This is a genomic window from Bradyrhizobium sp. SZCCHNS1050 (genome assembly GCF_032484785.1).
Taxonomy (GTDB): domain Bacteria; phylum Pseudomonadota; class Alphaproteobacteria; order Rhizobiales; family Xanthobacteraceae; genus Bradyrhizobium.
Genome location: NZ_JAUETR010000001.1, coordinates 40,665 through 51,857, shown reverse-complemented (window position 1 = coordinate 51,857; position 11,193 = coordinate 40,665). Strand labels below are relative to the sequence as shown.

The following is an 11,193-nucleotide window of genomic DNA, read 5'->3' as shown; positions in this document are numbered from 1 at the left end:
GAACTCAGTACTCGATGCCTTCCTGCGCCCTCACGCCGGCCGCGAAATGATGCTTCACGAGGTTCATCTCGGTGACGAGATCGGCGGCCTCGATTAGCTCCGGCTTGGCGTTGCGGCCGGTGACGACGACGTGCAGATCGGGACGGCGCCCTGCGAGCGTGGCGACGACGTCTGCGATATCAAGGTGATCGTAGCGCAGCGCGATGTTGAGCTCATCGAGGACGAGCAGCCGGATCGACGGATCCGCCATCAGCTCCTTAGCCTTCGCCCAGGCGCGCTCGGCCGCGGCGACGTCGCGCGCACGATCCTGCGTCTCCCACGTAAAGCCTTCCCCGAGCGTGTGCCACGACACCTGATCGCCGAACTTCTCGATCGCCTTGCGCTCGCCTGTTTCCCACGCACCTTTGCCGAACTGCACGACGCCGATGCGAAAGCCGCGGCCGAGTGCGCGCAGCATCAGGCCCCACGCCGCCGTCGATTTGCCCTTGCCCTTGCCGGTGTGAACGATCAGCAGGCCCTTCTCCACGGTCTTGGAGGCGACCTCGGCATCCTGCACCGCCTTGCGGTTCTCCATCTTCGCCTTGTGGCGTGAATCGTCGGCACTTCCGGTCATCGGCATTTTCTCCTGGTCACTTCAACGTCAGCGGCAGTCCCGCCGCCATCAGGATCACGCGATCCGCTAAGGCCGCGATGTCCTGGTTCAGTCGCCCCTGGGCATCGCGAAAGGCGCGCGCGAGCGCGTTGTCCGGCACGATGCCCAATCCGACTTCGTTGGACACGGCCACGATCGGGCCATGCGCGTTCCTGAGCGCGTCGATCAGCTCGGCACATCTGGCCGGCACGTTCATGTCGGCGAGCATCACGTTGCTGAGCCAGAGCGTCAGGCAATCGATCAGCATCGGTACGCCCGATTCTCCGCTTGCCCGGACGAGGCCCGCGAGATCATGCGCCGTCTCCAGCGTCTGCCATCCCTTGGCGCGGCGCGCCTTGTGCTGGGCGATCCGGTCGGTCATTTCGGCGTCGAACGCCTGCGCGGTTGCAACATAGGTCCAAGGCGCGGGAAGGGCGGTGACGAGGGCCTCGGCATGGCGGCTCTTGCCCGAGCGCGCACCGCCGAGCACCAGCGTCAGGCGCGGCAGGGCGGGATGCGGCGGGGCGGGGACCATGGGGACGATTCCGATTGACGGGCTTTGGTGCGACCCGTATCTAACAGATGACGGTTCTCCGAAAGGAGAGATTTAGGGAACACGGTGCGGGTTCTTGACCCAAGGCCGTGGCTGCCCCCGCAACTGTAATCGGCGAGTGTGAGGCCAAGACACCACTGGGAAACCGGGAAGGTGGCTTCATGCGGTGACCCGAGAGCCAGGAGACCTGCCGTCGACATTGCTGTTGGCCGACCCGTCGCGCGGGGAGTCGCGATGCTGGTTCTGATCCCGCCGGGATGGGCGGGGTGCCGTCGGATGCAGCGCATCGTCCGGTCCTCTGGGGAGCCGGCAAGCGACGGAGACGGCCATGAAGTTGACCCGTACCACGACCTTTGCAGCCGCGAGCCTGGTGCTGCTCGCCACCGATCCCGCCTTCGCGCATCACATGATGGGGGGCAAGCTGCCGCAGACGTTTGCGCAGGGGATGCTGTCCGGCCTCGGCCATCCTGTCATCGGAATCGACCATCTGGCGGCGATCGTGGGCGCGGGCATCGTTGCAGCGCTTCTGGGCCGCGGCTTCGCGCCGGTGCTCGCCTTCACCACCGCGATGATCGCGGGCGTCGGCCTTCATGTGGCCAAGGCCAACATCCCGGCTGCCGAGCTGCTGGTCGGCCTGACCACCGTCGTGGTTGGGCTGGTGGTGGTGATGCGTGGCCGTTTCGGTGTGCTGCCCGTCGCCGGCCTGTTCGCCGTGACCGGTCTCGTCCATGGATATGCGCTGGGCGAATCGATCGTCGGGGCCGAGAATACCCCGCTCGGGGCCTATCTCGTCGGTCTGCTCGTGATCCAGACCATCATCGCCGCCGGCGCGTTCCTCGGCACCAGGCTGCTGTCGGCAAAGGCCAAGACGGCTGCGCCGCTGGCGCTGCGGCTCGCGGGCGCTGCCATCGTGCTGGTGGGTGGGGTCGCCGCGGCGACGGCGGCCGGCGTGATCGGCTGATTGATGACCGCATCCGAGACTGGTGAGACGACGCTGTTCGTCTGCGTCACTTGCCGTTCGCAGGGGACGGAACCTACGCCGCCTGATCAGCCGCGGGCCGGAGCCCGTTTGCTCGCCGCGATCGAGACGTTGCCGACCGCGCAGCGCGCCGGTGTCACCGTTGTCGGTGTCGAGTGTCTGTCGAACTGCAATCGTGCGTGCACGGTTGCGGTGACGGCGCCGGGCAAATGGACCTATGTGCTCGGCGCGCTCGATCCGGATCTGCATGCGCGGGATGTGCTGACATTTGCGCAACTGCATCAGCGCCATGACGCCGGCCTGCCGGCCTGGCGCGAGCGTCCCGAATACATTCGCAAGAACACCGTCGCGCGCGTGCCTGCGCTGTCAGCGCCACGCTGAAAACGAGAGATCGTATCGCCATGACGAAGTCGTTCGCCAAGACGCCTTGCACCATCGTCACCGGTTTCCTCGGCGCCGGCAAGACCACGCTGGTGCGCAACCTGATCGAGACCGCGAACGGTCGCCGGCTCGCCATCATCGTCAACGAGTTCGGCGATGTCGGCATCGACGGCGACATCCTGAAGGGTTGCGGCGTGCCGGATTGTCCGGAGGATCGCATCGTCGAGCTGTCGAACGGCTGCCTGTGCTGCACCGTTGCCGATGATTTCGTCCCCGCGCTCAGGAGCCTGCTGGATCAGAAGGAGCCGCCTGAGCATATCGTGATCGAGACCTCGGGGCTGGCGCTGCCGAAGCCGCTGGTGCAGGCCTTCAACTGGCCCGAGATCGCGACGCGCGTCACCGTCGACGGCGTCGTTGCGGTCGTCGATGGTCCGGCGGTGGTCGCGGGACGCTTCGCCGACGATCCCGAAGCGCTCGCCGCGCAGCGCGCCACCGATGCGTCGCTCGATCACGACAATCCGCTGGAGGAGGTCTACGAGGACCAGCTGCTGTGCGCCGATCTCGTCGTGATGAACAAGAGCGACCTGATGAGCGAGGAGCAGCGCAAGGACGTCGCCGCCGAGATCGCGGCGAAGGTGCAGCGTGCCGTCAAGGTGATCGCGACGGAGCACGGCAGGCTGTCGGCTTCGGTGCTGCTCGGGCTCGGTGCCGCCGCGGAGGACGATCTCGCGGCCCGGCCGTCGCATCACGACAACGAGGCCGAGCACGATCACGACGATTTCGAGAGTTTCGTGCTTGACGTTCCGGCGCAGGCTTCGCCCGATGCGCTCGTCGACCGCATCGCGGCCGCCGTCGACGCACATGATGTGTTGCGGGTGAAAGGGTTCGTGGAAGTCGCCGGCAAGCCGCTGCGCCTCCTGGTGCAGGCCGTGGGTAGCCGCATCCAGCATCAGTTCGAGCGCCCGTGGCGCTCGGGCGAATCGCGGCAGGGGCGGCTGGTGATCATCGGCGAGCGCGGCCTCGATGCCGCTGCCATCCAGAGCCTGATCACAGGATAGGCGTTACCGATGCACCTGCTGGCGACGACGGGCGCGGATCTCGACGACCTCGAACAGGCCGTGGATCTTGCACAGTCGCCGGCCGAGATCGTCGTGCTGTCGTTCTCGGACACCGACCTGTCGGCGCTGGCCGAAGCCTGGACCGCGTCGTCAGATGAGCTGCCGAGCCTGCGCCTCGCCAGCTTGAAACGGCTGAAGCATCCGATGTCGGTCGATCTCTATGTCGACCGCGTCGTGCTGGGCGCGCGCGCCGTCGTCGTGCGCTGTCTCGGCGGGCTCGACTATTGGCGGTACGGGCTGGAGCGCATCGCATCGGTCTGCCGCAGCCGCCACATCCTGTTCGCGGCACTGCCGGGTGACGATCGCGCCGACGACAGGCTTGCTGAGCTCTCGACCTTGCCGCAGGACGCGACCTCGCGTCTCTACGGTTATCTGCACGAGGGCGGTGTCGGCAATGCGCGCGAGGCCCTGCGCTATCTCGCGACGCTGCTCGGGCGCGACGCGCAGTTTGCCGAACCGATCGCGATCGGTTCGATCGTCGGCTTCATGCCCGATCGCGGAGCCGTCGGCATCGATGATCTCTGCGGCCATGATGATGCGCGGCCGAGCGCGCTGATCGTGTTCTACCGTGCGAGCCTGCTCGCTGCCGATACGGCCGGGATGGCTGAGCTGATGCGGGCGATCGAAGCCAAAGGGCTGGCGGCAGTCGCGGTCGCGGTGACCAGCCTGAAGGATCCCAATATCGGGGATGCACTGGCGCGACTCGTCCAGCGCCGGCGTCCTGCGATCATTTTGAACGCCACCGCGTTCTCGGCGCTGCGCGACGACGGCACCACGGTGCTCGACGTGGCCGATGCACCAGTTCTGCAAATCATCCAGGCGCAGAGCACGGAAGAGGCCTGGGCCTCGTCGGCGCGCGGACTGTCGCCGACGGACCTCGCGATGAATGTCGTGCTGCCGGAGCTCGACGGCCGGCTGTTGGCGCGCCCGATTGCGTTCAAGGGCGAGGCGCCGGCGGATGAGCGTCTGCAGTTCAGCGCGATGCGCTATGTACCTCAACAGGACCGCATTGCTTACGTCGCGCAGCTGGCGGCGCGATGGGCGCAATTGCGGGGGCTGCCGGCCGGCGAGCGGCGTGTGGCGCTGGTGCTCTCCGATTATCCGTCGCGCGGCGGCCGCCGCGGCTACGCCGTCGGTCTCGACACCAGCGCAAGCGCAGCCGCCATTGCGCGGCTGTTGGCGGAGGCGGGGTACGACATCGGCCGCGTAGCGCCGACCACGGACGATATCGAAACGCTGCTGCGGGACGAGGCGGATGAGCTCGTGGTGCCGCTCGCGGCCTATCGGTGTGCTCTGGTGCTGTTGCCGGACGATCTGCAGCGTGCGCTACATGACATCTGGGGAGAGGCGGAAGCGGACCCGGCGTTCCGGGATGGCGCCTTCCATTTTCCGGTGCTGCGTGCGGGAAAACTCCTGATCTTGTTGCAACCGGATCGTGGCAGTCGCGCCGATCGCAAGTCCGGTTATCACGACACCAGCGTGCCGCCGCGGCACGCCTATGTCGCGCTCTATGCATATCTGCGAGAGGCCGAGCTGATCGATGCGCTGATCCATCTTGGTGCGCATGGCACGCTGGAATGGCTGCCGGGCAAGGCGCTGGCGCTGTCAAATGCCTGCTGGCCGGAGGCCGTGCTGGGCCCGCTGCCGGTGATCTACCCCTTCATCGTCAACAATCCCGGCGAAGCGATGCAGGCCAAGCGGCGGTTGTCGGCACTGACGCTCGGGCATCTGACGCCGCCGCTGTCGCAGGCCGGTCTGCACGGATCCCTGCTGGAGCTGGAGGGGCTGGTCGAGGAATATGCCGAGGCGGATGGCCTCGACAAACGCCGCCTGAAACTGCTCGAGGAGGAAATCGTTGCGCGGGCCTGGCAGGGCGGCTTGGCCGCCGATTGCGGGCTCGACCGTGCCATGACCGGACGCGAGGCGATCGCGCAGCTCGATGCGCAGCTCTGCGACATCAAGGAGCTCGCGGTGCGCGACCGCCTGCATGTGTTTGGGGAGGCGCCCGACACGGCGGCGACCGCCCTGCTGGCCGATGCGATCACGGCGGCGATGGGGCAGGTGGTGACGGTCGATCGCGCCGACATCGCCGCACGGATCGCCGCGAGCGCTGCGGCCGAGCGAAGCGCGTTGCTGGCCGCGCTCGATGGCCGGCGCGTCGCTGCCGGTCCCGCCGGCGCGCCGAGCCGCGGCCGTCTCGACGTGCTGCCCACGGGCCGCAATCTGACCGCGATCGATCCGCGCGCGATCCCGACCCGGACCGCGGCCCTGGTCGGCGTACGCGCGGCTGATGAGGTGATCCGGCGCTATTTGCAGGATCATGGCGACTACCCGCGCGCGCTCATGCTCGATCTCTGGGCGTCCGCATCGCTGCGCACGGGCGGCGACGATCTGGCCCAGGCCTTGGCTTATCTCGGCGCGCGGCCGCGCTGGGACCTCAACTCCAATCGGGTCACCGGCGTCGACGTGCTGCCGTTGGCGATGCTCGACCGCCCGCGCATCGATGCGACGCTGCGGATCTCGGGGCTGTTCCGCGACCTGTTCGAAGCGCAGATCGCGCTGTTTGATCTCGCCGTGCAGAAGGTGGCGTCACTCGACGAGGACGATGCCGACAATCCGCTGGCCGCGGCACGGCGGCGCGGCGAGAGCCTGGCGCGCGTGTTCGGCGGCGCGCCCGGCAGCTACGGCGCCGTTGCCGCCGACCTCGCGCTCGGGATGGACTGGACGAGCCGGTCGCAGCTCGGCGAAGCGTATCTTGAGAGCACCGCTTACAGTTTCGGCGGAGCGCATGACGGCGTGTCGGCCTCCGACACGTTCCGCGCCCGTGTCCGCAGCGCCGATGCCCTCGTGCATCCGCAGGACGATCGTGAGCGCGACCTCCTCGATGGCGAGGAGGTGGCCGATTTCGCCGGAGGCTTCGCAGCCGCTGCAGCGTCGCTCGGCGCGTCGCCCGTACTGCTTCATCTCGACACCAGCCGTCCGGAGGCGCCGGCGGCGCGGAGCTTCAGCGAGGAGATTGCCCGCGTGGTGCGCGGCCGTCTCACCAATCCGCGCTGGATCGCGGGAATGCTCGCGCATGGCTACCGCGGCGTCGCCGAGATCGCGCAGGGCGTCGACGCGCTCTACGCCTTTGCGGCCACCTCCGACACCGTTGCCGAGCACCTGTTCGATCTGGCGCATGGTGCGCTGCTGCGCGACGAGGCCGTGCTGGACGGCATGACCGCACGCAATCCCGCGGCCGTCGCCGCGATCGTGGCGCGATTCGAAGACGCGCTGCGACGGCAGCTGTGGGTGCCACGCCGGAATGCCGTCGCCGATGAGCTTGCGCATGCCCGCGCGCGCCTGACGCAAGCGGAGAGCGCGTCATGACCGCCTCGGTCGAGATCAAGGGCTGGTGCCCGGGCGCGCGGCGGCCGATGCCGAGCGGCGACGGCCTCATCGTTCGTGTCCGGCCGCATGGTGGCGCGTTGCCGGTGTCGGCGCTGCGTGAGCTTGCCGAGGCCGCTCAGCGCTACGGCAATGGCCAGATCGACCTCACGCGCCGTGCCAATCTGCAGATTCGCGGCGTATCGTCCGAGACGCTCGCGCCGCTGTGGGAACTGATGGCATCGCTCGGCCTGCTCGATGACAGCGCCGAGCTCGAGGCCATCCGCAACATCGTCGTCAACCCGCTGGCGGGACTCGACCCGGCCGAATGGGTCGACATGCGCCCCGTCGCCGCCGAGCTGGAGACGCTGCTGGCCTCGGATCAGGCGCTCCATGCGCTGCCGCCCAAGTTCGGCTTTGCGCTGGACGGCGGCGGCAGGCTGCCGCTGACCGGGCTCGCCGCGGATGTTCGTCTCGTCGCCTGTGGTGGTACTGAGGCAAGGCGGATCGCCGTCGGCATTGCCAGTTCGAACGACGATGTGTGGCTGGGAACGGCAGCCGTGACCGACGCGGCGTCGACGGCCGTTCACCTCGCGCGGCTGGTGCTGCAACACAGCCCGACGCGACGTTCCGCGACGTTGCAGCCGCAAGCGAGCGCTGCCATCCGCGCTGAACTGGGCCTCGATGTTTCAAACGTTTCAAACGTCATCGCGACAGCGTCAGCCACCATATCGCAACGACGTTGCGGCATCATTGCTCTGACGGATCAAACCTGCGCCGTCGGTCTCGGCGTGCCATTCGGCCGCATCGATAGTGGCACGCTGGCGCGGCTTGCGGCCATGCTCGCGGCGCACGATGTCGCCGAGGTCCGCCTGTCACCATGGCGCGCGCTTTATGTCTCCGCGGGCGTCGTGACCGCGGAGCAACTGGTGGCGGATGCAGCCCGGCTCGACCTGGTCGTCGACGATACCGATCCATTGATGCGCATCGACGCGTGCTCGGGCGTCGGCTGCTGTCCATCGACGGGACTGGCGACGCGACAGGATGCCCGCGTGCTCGCGGATGCGATGGCTCGGACCGGATTCAACGGCACGCTGCACGTCTCCGGCTGCGCCAAGGGCTGCGCACGCTCGGCAGCCGCGGACGTCGTGCTGGTCGGCGAGGGCGAAGGTTATCACGTCGTCCGCAACGGCACGGTGAAGAGCGAGCCCTGCGGCATGCTCGATCCCACCGAGATCGACGTCGACGGGCTGTTCGAAACGAAAGAAAAGGCCGATGTCTGAGCTGCGCGACTACATCAAGGACGGCGCGGAGATCTATCGCCGCTCGTTCGCGACCATCCGCGCCGAGGCCGATCTGTCGCGCTTCCGCGGACTGGAAGAGAAGATCGCCGTGCGTATCATCCATGCCTGCGGCATGGTCGAGATCACCTCCGACATCGCGATGTCCGAACACTTCGCCGCCGCGGCGCGCGAGGCGCTCGATCGTGGCGCGCCGATCCTGTGCGATGCCAAGATGGTGGCGCAGGGGATCACGCGGGCGCGGTTGCCGGCGAGGAACGAGATCATCTGCACGCTCGATGCGCACGAGGTGCCGGCGCTCGCCGCGCAGCTCGGCACGACCCGATCCGCAGCAGCGCTGGAGCTGTGGCGGCCGCACCTCGGCGGCGCCCTGGTGGCGATCGGCAATGCGCCGACGTCATTGTTTCATCTGCTCGACATGCTCGATCAGGGCGCGCCGCGACCGGCGGCGGTGATCGGAACGGCTGTGGGGTTCGTGGGAGCCCGCGAGTCCAAGGAGGCGCTCGCGGCCGATGGTCGGGTACCGTATCTGATCGTCAAGGGCCGCAAGGGCGGCAGCGCCATGGCGGTTGCGGCGGTGAATGCGATCGCGAGCGACGTCGAATGAGCCTGCTCGACACCATCGCGGGCTCGGCCGATCCGGGTACGCTGTACGGCATCGGCGTCGGTCCGGGCGACGTTCGCTATCTGACCTTGCGCGCCGCTGGTCTGGTTCGGTCCGTCGACGTGGTGGCGTTCTTTGCCAAGCGCGGGATGGAAGGCAACGCGCGACGGATCGTGGCGCCGTTGATGGAATCCGGCCGCCACGAGCTGCGGCTCGAATATCCGGTCACGGAGGAATTGCCCGTCGCCGACTTGTCCTATCAGTCCCAGATCGCCGATTTCTACCGGCGCGCGTCGGAGAGCATCACCGCGCATCTGGCGGCGGGGCGATCGGTCGGTCTGCTGTCCGAAGGCGACCCGTTCTTCTACGGCTCGTTCATGCATATGTGGCGGCGGCTCGAGCGCGATCATCCGGTCGAGGTCGTCCCGGGCGTCACCGGCATGTCCGGCTGCTGGACCAAGGCTAATGTTCCCATCACCTGGGGCGACGATGTCCTGTCCGTGCTGCCGGGCACGCTGGGCGAGGACGTCCTGCATGACCGGCTGACGCGTTGCGAGGCCGCCGTCATCATGAAGGTCGGGCGCAACCTTGCTAAAGTGAAGCGCGCGATCATCAGCGCCGGATTGCTCGATCGCGCGCTCTATGTCGAGCGCGGCACGATGGAGGCGCAACGTGTCGCGCCGCTGGCCGAGGTCGAACTGGACCGCGGCCCCTATTTCTCGATGATCCTGATCCCCGGACAAGGGCGCCGGCTATGACGGGTACACTGACGATCGTGGGCGTCGGCCCGGGGCGGGCCGAACTGATCACGCCGGCCGCCGCGGCCGCCATCGCAGGCGCGACCGATCTGATCGGCTATGGACCGTATCTCGACAGGGTGACCACGACGAGTCCGGGTCAAATCCGGCACGCCAGCGACAATCGCGTCGAGCTCGACCGCGCCCGCCACGCACTCGCGCTCGCAAGCGACGGCAAGCAGGTCGCGGTGGTGTCCGGCGGTGATCCCGGCGTGTTCGCGATGGCCGCAGCGGTGTTCGAAGCGGTCGAGGCGGGACCGGCGGCGTGGCGTGACCTCGACATCCGCGTCGAGCCTGGCGTCACAGCCATGCTGGCGGCGGCGGCCGAGGTCGGGGCGCCGCTCGGTGGCGACTTCTGCGCGATCTCGCTGTCCGACAATCTCAAGAGCTGGACGACCATCCGCCGCCGCCTCGAGGCGGCGGCCGCCGCCGACTTCGTCATCGCGCTGTATAATCCGCTGTCCAAGGCGCGACCTCATCAGCTGGGCGAGGCGTTCGCGCTGCTGCGGCGGATCAAGCCGGCTTCGACCGTCGTCGTCATCGTGCGGGCCGCGGGCAGTGGTGAGGTCAGACGGATCGTCACCACGCTGGGCAACGTCGATCCCGGCAAGGCGGACATGCGAACGCTCGTGCTGATCGGATCGACCGCCACGCGCCTGATCGCGCGCGAGGGAAAGGCGCCCTACGTCTATACGCTGCGCCGCGAGGTCGAGGGCGGCGCATGAGCCAGTCGTGCCTCCAGCCATTGCAACGCGGCTCGCGCGCCGTCCAGCGCGACGCCCTGCGGCTTGTCGGGTCGGGCGATCATCACCACGGGAATCGCGAGCCGCCGCGCGGCTGCGATTTTCGGATAGGTCGCGGCGCCTCCGGAGTTCTTCGACACCACGAAAGCGATGCGCTCCTGGATCAGAAAGGCTTCCTCTGTCGCCTCGTCGAACGGCCCGCGATCGTGGACGAAGCGAATGTCGGGCGGCAACGCGACGTCGCCAGGCGGATCGATGGTTCGCGCGACGTAGTGATGCTGCGAGGCTGCTGCGAAGGCTGCGAGCTCCAGGCGACCAAGGCTGAGGAACACACGCGCCGGATCTGCTCCGAGCGCGGAAGCCGCGTCGTCGGCACTGCTGACCTCGATCCAGCGGTCGCCGGCCTGACGTTGCCATGCCGCGCGCCGGATCGACGCCAGCGGCACCGACAGCGCATGGCAGGCTGCAACCGCATGTCGCGAGATCTGGTCGGCGTAGGGATGCGTGGCATCGACGACGGCGTCAATTGCATGATCGCGCAGCCAGGCTTCCAGTCCGCCGATGCCGCCGAAGCCGCCGATGCGCGTCGGCAGCGGCTGCGGTCTGGGCGAAGCGGTGCGGCCGGCGAGCGAAAGCGTCGCTGCGAACCGGTCGTCGCCGGCGAGCAGCTTCGCCAGCTCCGAAGCCTCGGTCGTCCCGCCGAGAATGAGGATGCGCATG

The 11,193-nt window shown here is 68.1% G+C and carries 11 protein-coding genes and 1 riboswitch; of the genes, 8 read left to right on the top strand and 3 right to left on the bottom strand.

Annotated features, from left to right (window positions below):
- Window positions 1–4 precede the first annotated feature (4 nt).
- Entirely contained in the window at window positions 5–613 is a 609-nt protein-coding gene (gene cobO, locus QX094_RS00235; RefSeq protein ID WP_315718430.1) for a cob(I)yrinic acid a,c-diamide adenosyltransferase, read from the bottom strand.
- Between the two features lie 16 nt (window positions 614–629).
- A complete protein-coding gene (cobU, locus tag QX094_RS00230) occupies window positions 630–1,166 on the bottom strand; it encodes a bifunctional adenosylcobinamide kinase/adenosylcobinamide-phosphate guanylyltransferase (protein ID WP_315754529.1) in 537 nt (178 codons plus the stop codon).
- Window positions 1,167–1,200: 34 nt separating this feature from the next.
- Window positions 1,201–1,394: riboswitch (cobalamin riboswitch) on the top strand.
- Between the two features lie 118 nt (window positions 1,395–1,512).
- On the opposite strand from cobU, the gene QX094_RS00225 reads away from it, so the two are divergent.
- Genes QX094_RS00225 through cobJ form a run of 8 tightly spaced genes read left to right on the top strand, consistent with a single transcriptional unit; the run spans window position 1,513 to window position 10,455 of the window.
- Complete coding sequence (locus tag QX094_RS00225) at window positions 1,513–2,145, top strand: HupE/UreJ family protein (RefSeq protein ID WP_315828430.1); 633 nt, start codon at window positions 1,513–1,515, stop codon at window positions 2,143–2,145.
- 3 nt (window positions 2,146–2,148) lie between these two features.
- Window positions 2,149–2,544, top strand: coding sequence for a DUF1636 domain-containing protein (locus QX094_RS00220; protein ID WP_315718433.1), 396 nt, complete (start codon window positions 2,149–2,151; stop codon window positions 2,542–2,544).
- A 20-nt stretch (window positions 2,545–2,564) separates the two neighbouring features.
- Window positions 2,565–3,602 (top strand): cobalamin biosynthesis protein CobW, encoded by a 1,038-nt coding sequence (gene cobW, locus QX094_RS00215; RefSeq protein ID WP_315718434.1) that lies wholly within the window; start codon window positions 2,565–2,567, stop codon window positions 3,600–3,602.
- 9 nt (window positions 3,603–3,611) lie between these two features.
- Complete coding sequence (cobN, locus tag QX094_RS00210) at window positions 3,612–7,031, top strand: cobaltochelatase subunit CobN (protein ID WP_316187423.1); 3,420 nt, start codon at window positions 3,612–3,614, stop codon at window positions 7,029–7,031.
- Entirely contained in the window at window positions 7,028–8,311 is a 1,284-nt protein-coding gene (gene cobG, locus QX094_RS00205) for a precorrin-3B synthase (RefSeq protein ID WP_316187420.1), read from the top strand. The genes cobN and cobG overlap by 4 nt, the downstream gene beginning before the upstream one ends.
- Window positions 8,304–8,936 carry a precorrin-8X methylmutase gene (locus QX094_RS00200; RefSeq protein ID WP_315718437.1) on the top strand — a complete coding sequence of 211 codons (633 nt, stop codon included), beginning with the start codon at window positions 8,304–8,306 and terminating at the stop codon, window positions 8,934–8,936. The genes cobG and QX094_RS00200 overlap by 8 nt, the downstream gene beginning before the upstream one ends.
- Window positions 8,933–9,691 carry a precorrin-2 C(20)-methyltransferase gene (locus QX094_RS00195; protein WP_315718438.1) on the top strand — a complete coding sequence of 253 codons (759 nt, stop codon included), beginning with the start codon at window positions 8,933–8,935 and terminating at the stop codon, window positions 9,689–9,691. Before QX094_RS00200 ends, QX094_RS00195 begins: the two co-directional genes overlap by 4 nt.
- Window positions 9,688–10,455, top strand: coding sequence for a precorrin-3B C(17)-methyltransferase (gene cobJ, locus QX094_RS00190; RefSeq protein WP_316187416.1), 768 nt, complete (start codon window positions 9,688–9,690; stop codon window positions 10,453–10,455). The genes QX094_RS00195 and cobJ overlap by 4 nt, the downstream gene beginning before the upstream one ends.
- On the opposite strand, the gene QX094_RS00185 is transcribed toward cobJ, so the two are convergent.
- Window positions 10,419–11,192, bottom strand: a complete 774-nt coding sequence (locus QX094_RS00185) for a cobalt-precorrin-6A reductase (protein ID WP_316187414.1) — start codon at window positions 11,190–11,192, stop codon at window positions 10,419–10,421. The genes cobJ and QX094_RS00185 overlap by 37 nt on opposite strands.
- Between the last annotated feature and the right edge of the window lies 1 nt (window position 11,193).